The organism is Microvirga flocculans ATCC BAA-817 (assembly GCF_000518665.1).
GTDB classification, from domain to species: domain Bacteria; phylum Pseudomonadota; class Alphaproteobacteria; order Rhizobiales; family Beijerinckiaceae; genus Microvirga; species Microvirga flocculans.
Map to the genome: position 1 here is coordinate 312,502 of NZ_JAEA01000001.1, position 17,059 is coordinate 329,560.

Genomic DNA, 17,059 nt, shown 5'->3' on the forward strand with positions numbered 1-17,059 from the left:
GGATCCATGACCCAGACCATCTACGGTTCCCTGAAGGGCAAGTCCGTTCTCATTACCGGCGGTGCGAGCGGCATCGGCGAGAGCATCGCGCGCGCCTTCCATGCCCAGGGCAGCAAGGTTGCGATTCTCGACTACAATGCCGAGGCGGGCGCAGCCCTGGCGAAGGAACTCGGCGAGCGCGTGCATTTCGAGCATTCCGACGTGCGCGACATCCCGGCCTTCCAGGCCGCGATCCGGCGCGCGAGCGATGTCATCGGCCCGATCACGATTCTCGTGAACAACGCCGCGCGCGATGATCGTCATACCATCGACCAGGTCACGCCCGAGTACTGGCGCGAGCGTTTCGCCACCAATCTCGATCACCAGTTCTTCGCGGCCCAGGCCCTCTTGCCCGACATGGAGAAGGCGGGCGGCGGCTCGATCATCAACATGGGCTCCACGAGCTACATGGTGAGCGACGATTCCTTCGCCGCCTACAAGACCGCGAAATCCGCCGCCGTCGGCCTCACCCGTGCGCTCGCCCGCGAACTCGGGCCGAAGAACATCCGCGTGAACTGCATCGTACCCGGCTGGATCATGACCCAGCGCCAGATCGACCTGTGGCTCACGCCGGAAGGGGAGAAGGAATTGCTCAAGCGCCAATGCGTGAAGCGCAAGCTCGTCCCGCAGGACATCGCCAATTTCGCGCTCTTCCTCGGCGCGGACGATTCCAGCGCCATGTCCGCGCAGACCTATCTCGTGGACGGCGGCTGGGTGTGAATACGGCTTGATGCTGCGTCGTCCCGGGTCCCTGGTCCCTATACCCGGGATGCTAACCGATTGTCACGCTCTCGATCCGGCTCCGACGGCAGGAACAGCTTCTGCCTTCTCATCCTTCTCCCGAACCGTCTGCATCGTGTCCCGCCTCACCACGAAACACAGGATCACGAGCGGAATGCCGATGCTGGCGGTGGCGGTGAAGAGAAGCGGATAGCCGTAGGCATCCACCACCGCGCCGGACGCGCCGCCGATGAGCTTGCCCGGCAGGGCATAAAGCGAGCTCAGCAGGGCGTATTGCGTGGCGGCGAAGCCCGGCGAGGTCAGGCCCGACATGTAGGCGATGAGCGCCGAGCCCGCGAAACCCGCTGCGAAATTGTCGAAGCTGATCGTGGCGATCAGCAGATCGAGTCGCGCGCCTTCCAGGGCAAGCCACGCGAACATGAGGTTCGAGGATGCGGCGATGGCGGCCCCGATGAGAAGCGTCCACCAGAGCCCGAGGCGGGTCAGCGCAAGGCCGCCGGCGAAGGCGCCGATGATGCCCACCCAAACGCCGTAGAGCTTCGAGACATTGGCGATATCGGCCTTGGAGAAGCCGAGATCGATATAGAGCGGGTTGGCCATGACGCCCGCCACGAAATCGGGCAGGCGGAAACAGGCGATCAGGGCCAGGATCGGGACGAGGATGAGCCCCTTGCGCCGGAAGAGATCGGCCACGGGCTCCACGATGGCGTCCGCGATGGGGAGATGCTCGCGCGCCGCGCCCTCGTCGGCGCGCGGGGCGAACAGGGTGCCGACGATACCCACGACCATCAGGGCCGTCATGGCGATGTAGGCGCTGCGCCAGTTCACGAATTCCGCAATGTAGAGCGCGCCTGCGCCGGCACAGATCAGGGCGAGGCGGTAGCCGAGCTGATAGGAGGCGGCCATCATGCCCTGCCGCTCGGTGGCGGCGACATCGATGCGCCAGCCGTCGACGACCACGTCCTGCGTGGCCGAGGCGAAGGCGACCAGAAGGGCCGAAGCGACGGTTAGCCAAAGGCTGGTCTGGGGATTGCTGGAGGCGATTCCGACAAGCCCCAGGGCCACGACGATCTGCGACAGCGCCATCCAGCCCCGGCGGCGGCCGAGGAGCCGCGCCAGAACCGGCACGTCGTAGCGGTCGACGATGGGCGCCCAGAGGAACTTGAAGGAATAGGCCAGCGCCACCCAGCTCAGCATCCCGATCTCGGTGCGCGAGATTCCCGCTTCCCGCAGCCAGGCGGAGAGGGTGCTGAAGACGAGCAGAAAGGGCAGGCCGGAGGAGAAGCCCAGAGGCAGCATGAGGGCAACGCGCCCGTCGGTCAGGATATCGCGAAACGAGAGACGGCGTTTGGGGGCTGCGGACATGAAAAGAATCGTGAGGAATGAGACAGGGCGGCCACATTGGCACAAGGGCGGGCCGGTGCACAATCAGCCGCTCTCCTCGCCCTTCTCGACGGCTTCGCAGAGCTTGGCCAGAAAGACCTCGAGCGCCTCCTCCGGGGCGCAGTCGCGTTCTGTCAGGACCTGCAATCCCCATTGTTCCAGCACGGCCTGTTCCACGGGGTTGGGGCGCAGCATGAAGACATGGGATTGCGGCCGGTCCCGCTCATAGCCCGACCCCGCCCAGGTCTTCCAGAGCCGGTGCAGCAGGAAGCGGATGTTGAGATCGCTCATGCTGTAGCCGATGAACAGGATCGTCTTGCCGAGCGCATCGGCGCGGAACTTGATGTCGAGGGGCGATTCGAAGGACAGGCGCTCGAGATAATCGGTTTCGGCAATGACGATGGATCCGTCGTCGTCGAAATCGCCGTGATATTTCACGATCTGCGGAACGCCCTCGCTCACCAGAGCGATGTCCTTGGCATTGACGATCTTCACATAATCCTTGCCGTGCAGCTCGAAGGCGGTCTCCAGGTTGCGGTCGAAATTCGTGGTGTAGACGATGGGGAAATCGAGCCTGCAGATGAGTTCGTGCACGCGGGAGGATTTCAGGGCTTCTTCGGGAATGGTCCAGTTCCGGTCCATCCAGCTGCGCAGGGGGCCGATGCTGCCCTGCTTGAAGCGATAATATTCCGCGAGTGTCAGGTGGTTGATGTCCGCTCCCTGGAGGTCGGTGAGGTCGAGCTTGAGCTCGGCGGCGATATGCTCGACTAGGGTGCTCCAGGAAGGCAGGCCCACCGTCATGGAGACGCCGGCCCCGGCGAACAGGATCGCCTGCTTCCTCCTGATCGCGGCCACCAGATCGTCGAGCACGCCACTCTCCTTCGGAACTTCCTGCGCTTAACGCGCGAGACCGCCTTTGGGCTTCACCGGACGGAAACGGGATACCTTAAGCGTTTCGCGTGTTGTCATAGGATGGAAGTCGCCGGATCGGAGACAGCGAGACGTGACAGCCTACCGGATCACCAAGGTCGAAACGCTCTTCGAGGGATGGCGCAGGCTCATCAGGCTGACGGTCAAGATGCCGGACGGGCGCACCATGGCGCGCGAGGTCCTCAACAGCGGCGATGCGGCGGCCGTGCTTCCCTACGATCCGCAGGCCCGCACGGTAATCCTGATCCGCCAGTTCCGCGCGCCCGTCATGCATGTGGAAGGGCATCCGGATTTTCTGGAAGCCGTAGCGGGGCTTCTCGACGGCGATGAGCCGGAAGCCTGCGCCAGGCGCGAGAGCATGGAGGAAGCGGGGCTTCGGATCGGCACGCTGGAGCCTGTCGGGCTCTTCTGGACGGCTCCCGGCATCACGACGGAGCGCCTGCACCTGTTCCTGGCGCCCTATGCCGCGAGCGACCGGGTGGCCGAAGGCGGCGGGCTCGCGGACGAGCACGAGGACATCGAGGTGCAGGAGGTCCGCATCGACGCGCTTGTGAGCATGATGGACCAGGGCGCCATAGCGGACATGAAGACCCTGGCCCTGATCCAGACCCTCCGGCTCCGCCATCCGGAGCTGTTCGAAGGCGTCAGAGGCTCAGGCGCTTCGCATGCCAGCGCAGATGGTCCTCGATGAATGTCGCGATGAAGAAATAGGAATGGTCGTAGCCTTCCTGCATGCGCAGCGTCAGCGGAATTCCTGCGCGGCTACAGGCGGCCTCCAGCAATTGCGGTTTGAGCTGGCTCTCCAGGAAGCTGTCGGCCGTGCCCTGATCGACGAGCAACTCCGGAAGACGGGCGCCATCGTCGATCAGGTCGCAGGCATCGTACCCTCGCCAGTCTTTCTCATCGGGGCCGAGATAGCCTGACAAGGCCTTTCGTCCCCAGGGACAGCAGCTGGGGGCTGCGATCGGTGCGAAGGCAGAGACGGAGCGAAAGCGGTTCGGGTCGCGAAGGGCGAGAATCAGCGCACCGTGACCGCCCATGGAATGCCCCATGATGCCTTGGCGCATCATGTCGGCCGGAAGCTCACGGCCGATCAAGGTCGGCAGCTCGTGGGAAAGATAGGAGTACATCCGGTAATTCTTGGCCCAGGGTGCCTCTGTCGCATCCACGTAGAAGCCCGCGCCGAGACCGAAATCATAGGCGCCTTCCGGATCGTCCGGCACACCCTCGCCGCGGGGGCTCGTATCGGGTGCGACAAGGATCAGGCCGAGTTCCGAGGCCGCGCGCTGCGCGCCCGCCTTCACGGTGAAGTTCTCCTCCGTGCAGGTGAGACCGGAGAGAAACCATACCACCGGCACCTTGCCCTTTTCCGCCTGCGGCGGAATGAAGACGGAAAGCCGCATGGGCGTGCCTGTCTCGCGCGAGGCATGGCGATAGACGAACTGGGTGCCGCCGAAGCAGCGCGCCTGCGAGACGATCTCGAAGCTCAAGGCTCTCTTCCTCAGGTCAGTAGACGATCACGGAGCGGATCGACTTGCCCTCGTGCATGAGGTCGAAGGCGGTATTGATCTCTTCCAGCGGCATCTTGTGGGTGATCAGGTCGTCGATGTTGATCTTGCCCTCCATGTACCAGTCGACGATCTTCGGCACGTCCGTGCGGCCGCGCGCGCCGCCGAAGGCCGTGCCCTTCCAGACACGGCCGGTGACGAGCTGGAACGGACGGGTGGCGATCTCCTTCCCCGCTTCGGCCACGCCGATGATGATGCTCTCGCCCCAGCCGCGATGGCAGCATTCGAGGGCCTGGCGCATCACATCCGTGTTGCCGGTGGCGTCGAAGGAGAAATCCGCGCCGCCGCCCGTCAGGTCGAGGATGGCCTGCACCACCTTGTCGTTGCCGATCTCCTTCGGGTTGATGAAGTCGGTCATGCCGAACTTCTCGGCCATGGTGCGCTTGGACGGGTTGATGTCGACGCCGATGATCTTGTCCGCGCCCACCATGCGCGCGCCCTGGATCACGTTGAGCCCGATGCCGCCGAGACCGAACACCACCACGTTCGCCCCGGGCCATACCTTCGCGGTATAGATCACCGCGCCGATTCCCGTGGTGACGCCGCAGCCGATGTAGCAGATCTTGTCGAAGGGCGCGTCCTCGCGCACCTTGGCGAGGGCGATTTCCGGCAGAACGGTGAAGTTCGCAAACGTCGAGCAGCCCATGTAGTGAAACACGGTCTCGCCGTCGCAGCGGAAGCGGCTCGTGCCGTCCGGCATGACGCCTTGTCCCTGCGTGGCGCGGATGGCGGTGCAGAGATTCGTGCGGCGCGACAGGCACGATTTGCAGTTGCGGCATTCGGGCGTGTAGAGCGGAATCACATGGTCGCCGGGTTTCAGCGTCGTCACGCCGGGGCCGACCTCGCGCACGATGCCCGCGCCCTCGTGGCCGAGAATCGCCGGGAACTTGCCCTCGGAATCCAATCCTGAGAGCGTGTAGGCGTCCGTGTGGCACACGCCCGTCGCCATCACCTCCACGAGCACCTCGCCCGCCTTCGGGCCCTCGATGCGGATGGTCTCGATGGTGAGCGGCTTGCCAGCCTCCCACGCCACGGCGGCCCTGGTTTCCATGCTCGTGTCCTCGCCCTCGGTTTGATTCGATGAGGGGGACTATGCGAAGCTGCATAACGCAAGGTCAATAGAAGCCGCGCTCCCGCGCCTTTCCAGGGCAGGCTCCAGAGCTTATGTCTCACGGCGACGACAGGAAGGATTCCATTGTGCCAGACGTCAGAGCCGCCATCATCCCCGTGACGCCGTTCCAGCAGAACTGCACCCTGCTGTGGTGCGAGAAGACGAAGAAGGCCGCCGTGGTCGATCCCGGCGGCGATCTCGACCGCATCCGCCAGGCCATCGCGCAGAGCGGCGTAAGCGTCGAGAAGATCCTTCTCACTCACGGCCATATCGACCATGCGGGCGGGGCGGCGGACCTGCGGGACGAACTCGGCGTGCCGGTCGAGGGGCCGCACGAGGCGGACCGCTTCCTCCTCGATCATCTCGAGGAAACCGGGCGCGGCTACGGCATCCCGGCGCGTCCTGTCACGCCAGACCGCTGGCTGAACGAAGGCGACACGGTCACGCTCGGCGACCTCACCCTCGATGTGCTCCATTGCCCGGGCCATTCGCCGGGCAGCGTCGTGCTCGTCTCGAAGGCTGAGCGCTTCGCTCTGGTGGGCGATGTGCTCTTCCAGGGCTCCGTCGGACGCACCGATCTTCCGGGCGGCGACGGAAAGGCCCTGATCCGTTCGATCAAGGACAAGCTCCTGCCTCTCGGCGACGACATCGCCTTCATCTGCGGCCATGGCCCCATGAGCACCCTCGGCCAGGAGCGACAGACCAATCCGTTCCTGCAGGGCGAAGAATTGCTCTGAGGCGATTGCCATACGTGTTTCCCTCCGGCAGCTGAAGGGCCGGAAACGACCATGTCGCAAAAAATGAAACGGCCCGGGATTTCTCCCGGGCCGCTCTTTTTGTCCCTACGGCTTGATTATGGATTATTCGGCCGCTTGGAACGCTACTTCGCCCTTCAGGCCCATGCGGTCGGCCACGCCGAGGCCATAGGCCTTGTCGGCGAGGTAGAAGTGCACGATCTGCCGCTTCACGATCTCCTGCGGCACGCCCTGCATCGCTTCCGCGATGTTGTCCATGAGACGGCCCTGCTGCTCGGGAGTCATCAGGCGGAACAGGTTGCCCGCCTGCGTGTAGTCGTCATTGCCGGCGCGGTGGTCGTAGCGGTCGGCATCGCCCGAGATCTTGAGCGGCGGCTCGGCGGCGCGCTGGGTCTGAACCGGGCCGTTGAAGGAGTTCGGCTCGTAATAGGCATCGCCGCGGTTCGGGATGTCGGACAGCATCGCGCCGTCGGCATGGTAATGGTGCACCGGGCAGCGCGGACGGTTCACGGGCAGCGCCTCGTAATGCGTGCCGACGCGATAGCGGTGCGCATCCGCATAGGCGAAGATGCGGCCCTGCAGCATCTTGTCCGGCGAGAAGCCGATGCCGGGCACGATGTTCGACGGCGAGAACGAGGATTGCTCGACCTCAGCGAAGTAGTGCTGCGCATTCCGGTTCAGTTCGAGAATGCCGACTTCGATGAGCGGGTAATCCTTGTGCGGCCACACCTTGGTGAGGTCGAAGGGATTGTAGGGGGTCTTCTCCGCATCGGTCTCCGGCATGATCTGGACGCAGAATCTCCAGCGCGGGAAGTCGCCCTTCTCGATGGCTTCGTAGAGATCGCGCTGCGAGCTCTCGCGATCCTTGGCGACCACTGCCTCGGCCTCGCGGTTGGTCCAGGTCTTGATGCCCTGCATGGACTTGAAGTGGAACTTCACCCAGAACCGCTCGCCGGCCTCGTTGATGAACGAGTAGGTGTGCGAGCCGTAGCCATTCATGGAACGGTAGTTCTGAGGCAGGCCGCGATCCGAGAACAGAATCGTCACTTGGTGCAGGCTCTCGGGGCTCAGCGACCAGAAATCCCACATCGCCGTCGGCGAGCGCAGGTTGGTGGAGGGATGGCGCTTCTGCGTGCGGATGAAGTCGGGGAACTTCAGCGGATCGCGGATGAAGAACACGGGCGTGTTGTTGCCGACGATGTCCCAGTTGCCCTCTTCCGTGTAGACCTTGAGCGCAAAGCCGCGCACGTCGCGCTCCGCATCGGCCGCGCCGCGCTCGCCCGCCACAGTGGAGAAGCGCAGGAAAACTTCCGTTTTCTTGCCGATCTCCGAGAAGACCTTCGCCTTGGAATATTTCGTGATGTCGTTGGTGATGGTGAGCGTGCCGTAGGCAGCGGAACCCTTGGCATGCACCACGCGCTCCGGAATGCGCTCCCGGTTCTGATGCGCCAGCTTCTCGATCAGCTGGTAATCCTGCAGCAGCAGCGGGCCGCGGGCACCGGCGGACAGGCTGTTCTGGTTGTCGGCGATCGGCGCACCGGCCGTTGTGGTCAGTGTCGTGGTTTTCGTCATGGTCGTCCCCGTTGATGCGCGCGGAAAATGCCGGGAAACCTCCATAAGGTCCAATTGTATTGATTACAAAGTGCGATCAGTTATTCTGATGGGCATGGTCACACTCCGTCAGCTCCGCTATTTTGAAACCTTGTCGCGCGTGAAGCATTTCGGCATGGCGGCCGAGCATTGCGCCGTGACGCAGCCCGCACTGTCGATGCAGATCAAGGAGCTGGAGCGTGAGCTCGGCGTGGAACTCGTGGAACGGCGGGGGAACACCGTCGCCATCACGCCGATCGGCCAGGAGATCGCGGCGCGGGCCGACGCGATCCTGAATCAGGTGCGCGAGTTGTCGGATTACGCGCGCCAGCATCAGGGCCTTCTCACAGGCCCCCTGCGCCTCGGAATCATTCCGTCGATTGCGCCGTATCTGCTGCCCGATCTTCTCACGGAGGTCGCGAGGCAATATCCGCTGCTCGATCTGCAGATCCGCGAGACGCAGACGAACGCTTTGCTCGACGAGCTGCTCCGAGGCGACCTCGATGCGGCTCTTCTGGCGCTGCCCGTTCCATCGCCGCAGGTGGAGACCATGGCCCTGTTCGAGGATCGCTTCCTCATCGCCGTTCAAAGCCGCGCCGCCGCGAGCTGGAAGGATTGCGATCTTTCGGCGCGCATCGGACAGGAGCGCCTGCTGCTCCTCGAGGAGGGGCATTGCCTGCGCGATCAGGCGCTTCAGTTCTGCCACATCGCCAACATGCAGGCGCGCAAGGCCCTGGGGGCCGCCTCGCTCACGACCATCATGCAGATGGTGGCGGCCGGTCACGGCATCACGCTCTTGCCCGAGATCTGCGCCGAGACGGAGGTCGACCGGCGGCGCGTCGCCCTGATCCCGTTCCCCGACGAAGCGCCGATGCGCACGGTCGGTCTGGCGTGGCGCCGCACCTCCACGCGCAAGGCCGATTTCACCGCCCTAGGCGAACTCGTCAGGGCGCTGGGGCCCGCTGCACGGGGGTAGGAGCCGAAGCCTCCCGTTTCGCGGATACCGGCGAAGGACCATGCGCTCGCTGCCTTGCCCGCTGGCGGTGTTCGCTATAAAGAACATATGAATTCGTGCAACGCTCGATAATCACATGACTTGAATGTGATTATTCGGGGCGAGCTTCCGCCGATGGCGTCAGCCAGGCAAGGAAGCCCTGCCCGACAACCAGGCATTCCCCATGACGATCAAGCCCGACGTCCCCTCCGCCATCGGCAACACGCCTCTGATCAAGCTCCGCCGCGCATCCGAACTCACCGGCTGCACGATCCTGGGCAAGGCCGAGTTCCTGAATCCCGGCCAGTCGGTGAAGGATCGCGCGGCGCTCTTCATCATCCAGGATGCGGTCAGGCGCGGCGCGCTGCGTCCCGGCGGCGTCATCGTCGAGGGCACGGCGGGCAATACCGGCATCGGACTGGCCCTCGTCGGCAATGCCATGGGCTTCAGGACCGTCATCGTCATTCCGGAGACGCAGAGCCAGGAAAAGAAGGACATGCTGCGGCTGGCCGGTGCGGAACTGGTCGAGGTGCCTGCCGTGCCCTACGCGAACCCGAACAACTACGTGAAGGTGTCGGGCCGGCTGGCCGAGCGCCTCGCCGCATCCGAGCCGAACGGCGCGATCTGGGCGAACCAGTTCGACAACGTGTCGAACCGGCAGGCGCATATCGAGACGACGGGACCGGAAATCTGGGAGCAGACAGAGGGCAAGGTCGACGGTTTCATCTGCGCGGTCGGCACGGGCGGTACGCTGGCCGGCACCGGCATGGCATTGAAGGCGCGCAATCCGAAGGTCACGATCGGGCTCGCCGATCCCATGGGCGCGGCGCTTTACAATTACTACACGGCAGGCGAGCTGAAGGCGGTCGGCTCCTCCATCACGGAAGGCATCGGCCAGGGCCGCATCACCGCCAATCTCGAGGGCGCGCCCATCGACGTGGCGTTCCAGATTCCGGATGAAGAAGCGCTGCCGATCATCTTCGATCTTCTCGAACATGAAGGCCTCTGCCTCGGCGGCTCGTCCGGCATCAATGTGGCGGGCGCCATCCGTCTCGCGCTGCATCTGGGCCCCGGGCACACCATCGTGACCGTGCTGTGCGATTACGGCACGCGCTATCAGTCCAAGCTCTTCAATCCGCAGTTCCTGCGCACGAAGAACCTGCCCGTTCCAGCCTGGCTCGAGAGAGAAAGCGCCATCGATCCGGGGCTCGTATAAGGCGAGTCCTCCGCCGTCCGAGGCGATGCGCCGCGCCCGATCCGTCCGGGCGCGGCGTTGTCTCACTTTAAGCCGCCGAAGACGTTCCCGTCTCCGAACCCGGGTTCGGGGTTGTGCTCGTGACGGGCGTTTCATCGGAACGCTGCTGATGAGGGCGGCTCAGATTGGCGGGCGAGCGGCCGGCCGAGGACGTCGCCTGCGGGGCCTTCGCGTGAATCGCATGAAGATCGCTCTGGATGCTCTCGAGGAGATCGATCATCCAGGTCTCGCCGTTCTGAATCCGCTCCCGCAGCGCCGATTTCGCGATGTCGAGTTTCGCCGAAATCTCCATCGTATTGCGGGAGGGCAGATCGCCGAAATCCTGCTCGATGGCGGCCAGCTCGCGCATCAGCTCCTCACGCAGGGGGCGCTGATCGTCGGTCATGATCAGCGGCGAGTTCAGCATGCCCCGCAGGGCCGCCCATCGCAGGCCGAGAGCGCTAACCGATTGCGTTCCGTCGAGTCCTGACAGGTTAGGGGATTTGAGCCACGATCATTTCCTTTTTGCGAGAACCCAGAATCGAGGGACGCAGAAAGGATCATGGTTGTGGCGTGAATCGGGCGGCGAGGCATGAAAAGCCGCCCGGGTTCGCGCTCTTTCGCGTATGGTTATCGAATTCAGCGGATAAAGAAATACAGTGTCAGTGCAGCGCCCACCGCTATCACCAGCCAGCGGATGATGCTCGCAGGCAAGCGTCGGCCGAAGACCACGCCGAGATAGCCGCCGATCACCGAAGCCGCGCCGACGATCAGCGTCTCGGGCCAGCTCACGAGGCCCGCCGCCACGAACAGGACTACGGCGACGAGCTGGATGATCGTCGAGCACAGATGCTTTGCGGAATTGATCAGGTGGAAATCGTCGCCCTCGGTGATCGCGAGCGCGGCGAGCATCACGATGCCCATGCCCGCGCCGAAGAAGCCGCCATAGATCGCAACGCCTGTCTGGAAGGCGAGGCCGGCCGCCCAGGCCTTCGTGGACGGATGCGGTCCCTCCTGCTTGCCGATGGCGCGCGCGAGCGCCACGATCTTCGGGCTAGCGGCGAAGAGCACGGTCGCGAACAGCAGGAGCCACGGCACGAGCAGGCGAAACGCGTCGTTGTTGGTAACGGTGAGAATGTAGGCGCCGCCCAGGCCTCCGATGAGGCTGACGATTCCGAGAGCCGCGAAGCGGCGCGCATTGGCCGCAAGTTCACGCCGGTAGGCCCAGGCGCTCGACAGATTGGCGGGCGTGACGGCTACCGCGCTTGTGGCGTTGGCGATGACGGGCGGAAGGCCCGACGCGACGAGGGCCGAGAAGGTGAAGAAGGTGCCGCCGCCTGCGATTGCGTTGACGAGGCCGGCCGCGAGGCCCGAGGCGGCGAGCAGCGCCGCAGTGGATAATTCCATGATCGCTTATCTTGGTGGAGAAACAGGGTGGGGGTGGAGCGACGCGAAAGGCCATAGCATGGCCAGCGTGTCGAACCCATTAGGCCAATGTCTAGAGCATTTCTCGGCGAAGTGGATCCGGTTCGCCGTTCAAAAATGCGGCATGCGCAAGAAAAGAGCTGCTTCCACGCATGGGGAAGCAGCTCTAGCCCGAGAACGGGGCATTGCCCAGCCTTCAACCGGCATCCCGGCGCCTCCCGCTCAGGCGGCGGGAATCTGTTTGTAGAAGACCGTCGTGTCGCAGAATCCGCCCTTCGGCCACAGGGCATAGTTCGGGATGATACCGGATCTGACCCAGCCGATGCGCGCATAGAGGCGCTCCGCATCGCTGCCCGTCACCGTGTCGAGCACGAGAACGGATTTCCCAGCTTCCTGCGCGGCCTTCTCGGCCGCCAGCATCAAGGCAGCGCCGAGCCCGCGTCGGCGCGCGGAACGATGGACGAGCATCTTGGCGATGTCGGCCCGGTGAGGCTGATTCTCCGGCTGCCTGAGAACGACCTGCACGGTGCCGACGATCCGGCTGCCGTCCTGCTCCTGGGCGACGAGCAGGATGCGCTCTCCGGCGGCGACGCCCTCCGCCACGCCCTGCCAGAACGCATCCGCCCGGTCCTGGGTCAGGGGCGACATGAAGCTCACCGAGGCGCCGCCCTCGACGCAGTCGATCAGCACGGCGGACAGGGCGCCGATCTGCTCCCTGGCCTCGGATGGCGTGAGCCGGCGGATGATGATGGATTCGGTCATGGGGCGCTCAGCGGGTGGAGCCTGCTCCCGCCCGCCCCTCAGTAGCGAGCGCCACCAGATAGCGGGCGGGATGTTCGGCGCGGTTACGGAAAACGGTCGGTCGGTCGAGGCGCATGGAGAGGCAATCGCCCGTGGCGAGACGGTAGGTCTCGTCGCCCAGGGTGAACTCGATCTCGCCTTCGACGATCCAGATCTGCTGATGGATGGCCGCTGCGCGAAGGCCCGTATCGTAGGCCACGCGGGCGCCGGGCGGGAGCACCACCTCGACCAGCTCGACAGGAGAGGGGAAGCCGGGCGCGGAGAGGTTGCGGCGCATGTAGCCGCTTTCCGGATCGCGCCATGTACGCTGCTCGGCACGGCGCGCCAGGGGAGAGGCTCCCTTGCCGTCCTTCTCGGCGAAGAGTGCTGCGAGCGTCACGCCGAGGCCCGCCGCGAGCCTGTCGAGAACGGCTGCGGTCGGACTGCTCTCTCCCCGCTCGATCAGCGAGATCATCGACCGGCTGACGCCCGTTCGCTCCGCCAGGCCGTCGAGCGTCAGCCCGCTCTCGGCCCGCAGGTCTCGCAGGCGCGCCGCAAGGTGGACATTAATCGCAGGGGTCTCTTCCATGAAGTTAGACTAAAAATCCAATATAATGGAGTCAAGCGATGGAACCGGCCTCTTCGCGCCGCTGCTGGTCCGTCATTGCTGCGGTTTGTTGTGGATCACGCGGGGACCATCCATTGCCCTTACGAGAACAAAAGAAGATTTTCAGATCATGTCGAACGTGATCTTCCTCGCTCCGCGCCAGAAGCCGGAACAGCCCGCTGCCGCCGAGGCGGAAGAGAGGGCTGCGCTCGCGGCGGAGCTCATCGGCCTGATCGAGCGGGTGCGGGAGCTGACGGAGAAGGCGGCGGCGCTCCCCGGGCCGACCCTGCAGATCCAGCAGACGGCCCAGCATTTGCTCGATGCCGGCACCGCGCTCGAGCGCGCCGTGGATTCGCTCACCGAAGGCGGTGAGTGGGTGCCGTTCTAGAGCCATTTCAGGAAAAGTGGGAACCGGTTTTCCGTCCGAAATGGCGGGCAGCAAGAACGTGTACAGCGGCTTGCGATTCCACGAAAATGCAAACGGCTCTAGGCTCGCGCGGTTTTTTTCCGGCGCAGTCCGATCACCCAGGCGGTCTCGATATCGTGCGCCTTCTCTCCGGAGCATGGGACGAACAGACCGGCTGGCGCATCTGGCTGCCATAGCCGCGGCATGAAAATAATCTTGGCCCTGAGGCAGGGGATGGGGCGCTGGCCCTTGGTGAACCTACGGTCAATCGAGGCCGGGCTTTCCCCGAATACTGAAAAACCGATGGCAGACGCCCATGAAGGGCGACGGATTATCCTTATAATCCTTGAAAGGGCCAAGTTTTGGGTGAGGGCGAGCCGGTCTCATTTGGGCGGATACGGGCCGCGTCGGCCGGCGGTTAAGAATTTTCTTGGGGTCCCCCGGTTCCTTTAACGGTCCATTAACCATAACGGCCGAAATCATGGACCATTAAAGGAATCTGAACTCCCGTGACCATTGCCGTTCGAAATCGTCCCTCACTTCGCTTCCGCGGCAGGTCCTTCATGGCCCTGGTTCTCGCGCCCGAAGTGCCGCTGAGAGACTGGCTCGAGGACCTCGACGCCGTTTCGCAGCGCTCCCCCGGATTTTTCACCGGGCGTCCCATCATTGCCGATGTCTCTTCGCTGAAACCCTCGAAGTCCGAGCTGAAATTCCTGCTGGCGGCCTTCAAGATGCGCAATATCCGCGTCATCGGCCTCGAGGGGGCAGCGCCCGAGAACGTCGATGCCGACATGCCGCCGCAGATCACCGGCGGCAAACCCGCCGGCGAGATCGACATTCCCGACGAGGCCCATGCGGCGGTTGCCGCGACCGGCATTCCGTTCGGCGACGCGCCCGTGCCGGAGAAGTCGCTTCTCATCGAGGGGTCCGTCCGCTCGGGACAGTCGATCCTTCATCCGGAAGGCGACGTGACGGTCCTGGGATCCGTGGCCTCGGGCTCCGAGATCGTCGCCGGCGGCTCGATTCATGTCTACGGCACCTTGAGGGGCCGCGCCATCGCCGGCTGCACCGGCAATTCCCGCGCTCGCATTTTCTGCAGAAAATTTGAAGCCGAATTGATTGCAATCGACGGCCTCTACAAGACCGCTGACGATCTTGGAGGCAAGTTCCTCGGTCAGCCCGTGCAAGTGAACCTGGATGGCGACTCCATCATCCTGAAAACATTGGATTGAGAGAAAGAGAGACGACAATGGCCAAAGTCTTGGTCGTAACTTCCGGCAAAGGTGGCGTTGGCAAGACAACGTCTTCGGCGGCTTTGGGCGCAGCGCTGGCGCATGGCGGCGATAAGGTCGTCGTCATCGACTTCGATGTCGGCCTGCGCAATCTGGATCTCGTGATGGGAGCCGAGCGCCGCGTGGTGTTCGATCTCATCAATGTGGTGCAGGGCGACGCGAAGCTCAATCAGGCGCTCATCCGCGACAAGCGGCTGGAGAACCTTTCGCTGCTGCCCGCGTCGCAGACCCGCGACAAGGATGCGTTGACCGAAGAGGGCGTGGCCCGCGTGTTGAACGAGCTGCGAGAAAAGTTCGACTGGATCATCTGCGACAGCCCGGCCGGCATCGAGCGCGGCGCGACCATGGCCATGCGCCACGCGGATGTGGCCGTCGTCGTGACCAACCCGGAAGTCTCCTCCGTTCGCGATTCCGACCGCATCATTGGCCTGCTCGATTCCAAGACCGAGAAGGCGGAGAAGGGCGATCGCATCGAGAAGCACCTGCTGCTCACCCGCTACGATCCCGCCCGCGCCGAGCGCGGCGAGATGCTGAAGGTGGAGGACGTTCTCGAGATCCTGTCCATCCCGCTCATCGGCATCATTCCGGAGAGCGAGGAGGTTCTCAAGGCCTCGAACATGGGCTCGCCGGTCACCCTCAACAACCCCGCAAGCGCGCCGGGTCGCGCCTATTTCGACGCCGCGCGCCGGCTCAAGGGCGAGACGGTCGAACTCACCATTCCCACCGACAAGAAGGGACTGTTCGGCAAGTTGTTCGGACGGAGGGCTGCATGAGTCTCCTGAGTTTCTTCAACCGGCGCACCTCCGCGCCCGTCGCGCGCGAGCGCCTGCAGATCCTGCTGGCGCACGAACGCGGCATCGTCGGCGGCAAACCCGACCTCGTCGCGCAGCTGCGGGAAGAGATCCTGGCCGTCGTCCGGCGCCATGTGATGGTGGAGCAGGACAACGTTCAGGTGAAGATGAACCGCGATTCCGACATCTCGACCCTCGAGATCGAAATCGAGATTCCCGGCCCGGCCGGAGCGCGCGCCTAAAATGCAGCTCCATGGAGAATGAGTGGCTCCTGCGATGCAGGGGCCGCTTTCTCATGGCTGGTTGCTCCACACGCCGATCCTGGCTTCGCGCGCCTTGTCGGCAGCAGCCTTGAGTTCCGGCGTCGCATCGTCCGCAGGCTTTCCGCCGCCGTTGAACAGCACGACGCGCGACAGATCCTGCTCTCCCACGCGGCAGCGATAGACATCGTTTCCGCCCACGGGCTCGCAGGCGACCTCGCGGCCGTTCAGGTATTGCGCCAGATCCTCTGGCTTGCCCGCACCTGGCGCCCATTCGACGCCGAACAGACGCACGACTTCACCGTTCAGGGAAAGAGTGGCCGTGTCGATCACGTCCGGCACGCCGCGCAGCGACGCCGAGGCTGTCGTGGATCCCGTGCTCGACGGCTCCGGCTCCCGGATGGGACTTGAGGCGACAGGACCCGGCGCGGTCGCGCCGGGTTGTGGAACGGCTCTGTCCTCGCTTTTGAAGATGAAGACGCCGATGCCCAGAAGAAGGGCCGCGGCGGCTGCGAACGCGAGGCTCGGGCGAAGCCAGGAAAAGGTTTTCGTCTCGCTGAAAACGATCCGCTCGCGCTCCGCGCTCATCGGGCCTGTTTCGATGTTCGGCTGCGCGCCGCCTTGATCGAGGGTGAGCCAGTCGCGCTGAGGCTTCCCGCGCTCGCGCGGCTTTTCTCCGTCCTCGGCGGGCATGGGCCTCTCGCGCTTAGCGGGTCTGAACAGAACAGGATATCTCCCCCGCAGCTCCGCGAGGAGATCCTGCATCGTGAAGTCGTCCTGGCGCCCGTTCCTGTCCACCGTTCGCGGCGTGCCGTTATGATCGATGACGATGAGCTTGAAATCGCCATCGATCTCCGACGGACGCAGGGAGGATTCGACGATCAGTTCGAGGGCGCGGCGGGCGTCGTCGGTCAGATCCAGCGCGTCAAGTTCCGCGCGGATCGCCTCGCGCATCTTCTCCCGCATCCGGCCCCAGGCGTGGCGCGGATCCGCCGGGGAATCGTGAGACATGGAATCGTCCATCATCAGTGACACCTTCGGGGCACTGGAGAAAGCGGGTGAAAGGCGTCCCGGTTCCATGGGCCGCCCGGACCGGAAGATGCGGCCCGGGCGGTTTGCAATGGTCAGATGGTCGGCAATGATTTGGTGATGA

General features: G+C 64.3%; 19 protein-coding genes. 9 read left to right on the plus strand and 10 right to left on the minus strand.

The window, feature by feature from the left end:
- The first annotated feature begins 6 nt into the window (after nt 1-6).
- Complete coding sequence (locus L879_RS0101545) at nt 7-759, plus strand: SDR family NAD(P)-dependent oxidoreductase (RefSeq protein ID WP_027314566.1); 753 nt, start codon at nt 7-9, stop codon at nt 757-759.
- Between the two features lie 63 nt (nt 760-822).
- On the opposite strand, the gene L879_RS0101550 is transcribed toward L879_RS0101545, so the two are convergent.
- Entirely contained in the window at nt 823-2,145 is a 1,323-nt protein-coding gene (locus tag L879_RS0101550; protein WP_035458342.1) for an AmpG family muropeptide MFS transporter, read from the minus strand.
- Nucleotides 2,146-2,208: 63 nt separating this feature from the next.
- Nucleotides 2,209-3,033: an SIR2 family NAD-dependent protein deacylase gene (locus L879_RS20060; RefSeq protein WP_035458343.1), complete on the minus strand. Its 825-nt coding sequence runs from the start codon at nt 3,031-3,033 to the stop codon at nt 2,209-2,211.
- A gap of 133 nt (nt 3,034-3,166) precedes the next feature.
- On the opposite strand from L879_RS20060, the gene L879_RS20065 reads away from it, so the two are divergent.
- The gene (locus tag L879_RS20065; protein ID WP_245265145.1) at nt 3,167-3,784 is read left to right on the plus strand and encodes an NUDIX domain-containing protein; all 618 of its coding nucleotides are present in this window, start codon (nt 3,167-3,169) and stop codon (nt 3,782-3,784) included.
- Here the strand turns inward: L879_RS20065 and fghA are convergent.
- Nucleotides 3,738-4,583, minus strand: coding sequence for an S-formylglutathione hydrolase (fghA, locus tag L879_RS0101565; protein ID WP_027314568.1), 846 nt, complete (start codon nt 4,581-4,583; stop codon nt 3,738-3,740). The two genes, L879_RS20065 and fghA, sit on opposite strands and share 47 nt — an antisense overlap.
- A 16-nt stretch (nt 4,584-4,599) precedes the next feature.
- Nucleotides 4,600-5,712 carry an S-(hydroxymethyl)glutathione dehydrogenase/class III alcohol dehydrogenase gene (locus tag L879_RS0101570; RefSeq protein WP_027314569.1) on the minus strand — a complete coding sequence of 371 codons (1,113 nt, stop codon included), beginning with the start codon at nt 5,710-5,712 and terminating at the stop codon, nt 4,600-4,602.
- Between the two features lie 113 nt (nt 5,713-5,825).
- Here L879_RS0101570 and L879_RS0101575 point away from each other — a divergent pair, with 113 nt between their 5' ends.
- The gene (locus tag L879_RS0101575; RefSeq protein WP_051434960.1) at nt 5,826-6,509 is read left to right on the plus strand and encodes an MBL fold metallo-hydrolase; all 684 of its coding nucleotides are present in this window, start codon (nt 5,826-5,828) and stop codon (nt 6,507-6,509) included.
- A gap of 123 nt (nt 6,510-6,632) precedes the next feature.
- On the opposite strand, the gene L879_RS0101580 is transcribed toward L879_RS0101575, so the two are convergent.
- Complete coding sequence (locus tag L879_RS0101580) at nt 6,633-8,099, minus strand: catalase (protein ID WP_027314571.1); 1,467 nt, start codon at nt 8,097-8,099, stop codon at nt 6,633-6,635.
- 94 nt (nt 8,100-8,193) lie between these two features.
- On the opposite strand from L879_RS0101580, the gene L879_RS0101585 reads away from it, so the two are divergent.
- Together L879_RS0101585 and L879_RS0101590 are read left to right on the plus strand one after the other, a co-directional pair.
- On the plus strand, nt 8,194-9,093 hold the full coding sequence (locus L879_RS0101585) for a hydrogen peroxide-inducible genes activator (RefSeq protein WP_027314572.1): 900 nt from the start codon (nt 8,194-8,196) through the stop codon (nt 9,091-9,093).
- 202 nt (nt 9,094-9,295) lie between these two features.
- The gene (locus L879_RS0101590; RefSeq protein WP_027314573.1) at nt 9,296-10,327 is read left to right on the plus strand and encodes a cysteine synthase A; all 1,032 of its coding nucleotides are present in this window, start codon (nt 9,296-9,298) and stop codon (nt 10,325-10,327) included.
- Nucleotides 10,328-10,394: 67 nt separating this feature from the next.
- Here the strand turns inward: L879_RS0101590 and L879_RS0101595 are convergent, their stop codons facing one another.
- From L879_RS0101595 to L879_RS0101610, 4 genes are all read right to left on the minus strand, one after another.
- On the minus strand, nt 10,395-10,772 hold the full coding sequence (locus L879_RS0101595; RefSeq protein ID WP_027314574.1) for a hypothetical protein: 378 nt from the start codon (nt 10,770-10,772) through the stop codon (nt 10,395-10,397).
- A 212-nt stretch (nt 10,773-10,984) separates the two neighbouring features.
- Nucleotides 10,985-11,752 carry a sulfite exporter TauE/SafE family protein gene (locus tag L879_RS0101600; RefSeq protein WP_027314575.1) on the minus strand — a complete coding sequence of 256 codons (768 nt, stop codon included), beginning with the start codon at nt 11,750-11,752 and terminating at the stop codon, nt 10,985-10,987.
- Between the two features lie 240 nt (nt 11,753-11,992).
- Nucleotides 11,993-12,532 (minus strand): GNAT family N-acetyltransferase, encoded by a 540-nt coding sequence (locus L879_RS0101605; protein WP_027314576.1) that lies wholly within the window; start codon nt 12,530-12,532, stop codon nt 11,993-11,995.
- Nucleotides 12,533-12,539: 7 nt separating this feature from the next.
- Nucleotides 12,540-13,139, minus strand: a complete 600-nt coding sequence (locus L879_RS0101610; RefSeq protein WP_027314577.1) for a helix-turn-helix domain-containing protein — start codon at nt 13,137-13,139, stop codon at nt 12,540-12,542.
- A gap of 148 nt (nt 13,140-13,287) precedes the next feature.
- Between L879_RS0101610 and L879_RS20070 the strand changes: the two genes are divergently transcribed.
- From L879_RS20070 to minE, 4 genes are all read left to right on the plus strand, one after another.
- Nucleotides 13,288-13,545, plus strand: a complete 258-nt coding sequence (locus L879_RS20070; RefSeq protein ID WP_035458344.1) for a hypothetical protein — start codon at nt 13,288-13,290, stop codon at nt 13,543-13,545.
- Nucleotides 13,546-14,126: 581 nt separating this feature from the next.
- On the plus strand, nt 14,127-14,795 hold the full coding sequence (gene minC / locus L879_RS0101630) for a septum site-determining protein MinC (RefSeq protein ID WP_210278646.1): 669 nt from the start codon (nt 14,127-14,129) through the stop codon (nt 14,793-14,795).
- A 17-nt stretch (nt 14,796-14,812) separates the two neighbouring features.
- The gene (gene minD, locus L879_RS0101635; protein WP_027314580.1) at nt 14,813-15,628 is read left to right on the plus strand and encodes a septum site-determining protein MinD; all 816 of its coding nucleotides are present in this window, start codon (nt 14,813-14,815) and stop codon (nt 15,626-15,628) included.
- Entirely contained in the window at nt 15,625-15,888 is a 264-nt protein-coding gene (gene minE / locus L879_RS0101640) for a cell division topological specificity factor MinE (RefSeq protein WP_027314581.1), read from the plus strand. The genes minD and minE overlap by 4 nt, the downstream gene beginning before the upstream one ends.
- A gap of 51 nt (nt 15,889-15,939) precedes the next feature.
- On the opposite strand, the gene L879_RS0101645 is transcribed toward minE, so the two are convergent.
- On the minus strand, nt 15,940-16,932 hold the full coding sequence (locus tag L879_RS0101645) for a thermonuclease family protein (RefSeq protein WP_027314582.1): 993 nt from the start codon (nt 16,930-16,932) through the stop codon (nt 15,940-15,942).
- Nucleotides 16,933-17,059 lie beyond the last annotated feature (127 nt).

What these genes read in the sequence shown, in the direction of transcription:
- L879_RS0101545 (WP_027314566.1), top strand. Translation starts at nt 7, where the DNA reads ATGACCCAGACCATCTACGGTTCCCTGAAGGGCAAGTCCGTTCTCATT.
- L879_RS0101550 (WP_035458342.1), bottom strand. Translation starts at nt 2,145, where the DNA reads ATGTCCGCAGCCCCCAAACGCCGTCTCTCGTTTCGCGATATCCTGACC.
- L879_RS0101570 (WP_027314569.1), bottom strand. Translation starts at nt 5,712, where the DNA reads ATGGAAACCAGGGCCGCCGTGGCGTGGGAGGCTGGCAAGCCGCTCACC.
- L879_RS0101575 (WP_051434960.1), top strand. Translation starts at nt 5,826, where the DNA reads ATGTCTCACGGCGACGACAGGAAGGATTCCATTGTGCCAGACGTCAGA.
- L879_RS0101580 (WP_027314571.1), bottom strand. Translation starts at nt 8,099, where the DNA reads ATGACGAAAACCACGACACTGACCACAACGGCCGGTGCGCCGATCGCC.
- L879_RS0101585 (WP_027314572.1), top strand. Translation starts at nt 8,194, where the DNA reads ATGGTCACACTCCGTCAGCTCCGCTATTTTGAAACCTTGTCGCGCGTG.
- L879_RS0101590 (WP_027314573.1), top strand. Translation starts at nt 9,296, where the DNA reads ATGACGATCAAGCCCGACGTCCCCTCCGCCATCGGCAACACGCCTCTG.
- L879_RS0101595 (WP_027314574.1), bottom strand. Translation starts at nt 10,772, where the DNA reads ATGCTGAACTCGCCGCTGATCATGACCGACGATCAGCGCCCCCTGCGT.
- L879_RS0101600 (WP_027314575.1), bottom strand. Translation starts at nt 11,752, where the DNA reads ATGGAATTATCCACTGCGGCGCTGCTCGCCGCCTCGGGCCTCGCGGCC.
- L879_RS0101605 (WP_027314576.1), bottom strand. Translation starts at nt 12,532, where the DNA reads ATGACCGAATCCATCATCATCCGCCGGCTCACGCCATCCGAGGCCAGG.
- L879_RS0101610 (WP_027314577.1), bottom strand. Translation starts at nt 13,139, where the DNA reads ATGGAAGAGACCCCTGCGATTAATGTCCACCTTGCGGCGCGCCTGCGA.
- L879_RS20070 (WP_035458344.1), top strand. Translation starts at nt 13,288, where the DNA reads ATGTCGAACGTGATCTTCCTCGCTCCGCGCCAGAAGCCGGAACAGCCC.
- minC (WP_210278646.1), top strand. Translation starts at nt 14,127, where the DNA reads ATGGCCCTGGTTCTCGCGCCCGAAGTGCCGCTGAGAGACTGGCTCGAG.
- minD (WP_027314580.1), top strand. Translation starts at nt 14,813, where the DNA reads ATGGCCAAAGTCTTGGTCGTAACTTCCGGCAAAGGTGGCGTTGGCAAG.
- minE (WP_027314581.1), top strand. Translation starts at nt 15,625, where the DNA reads ATGAGTCTCCTGAGTTTCTTCAACCGGCGCACCTCCGCGCCCGTCGCG.
- L879_RS0101645 (WP_027314582.1), bottom strand. Translation starts at nt 16,932, where the DNA reads ATGATGGACGATTCCATGTCTCACGATTCCCCGGCGGATCCGCGCCAC.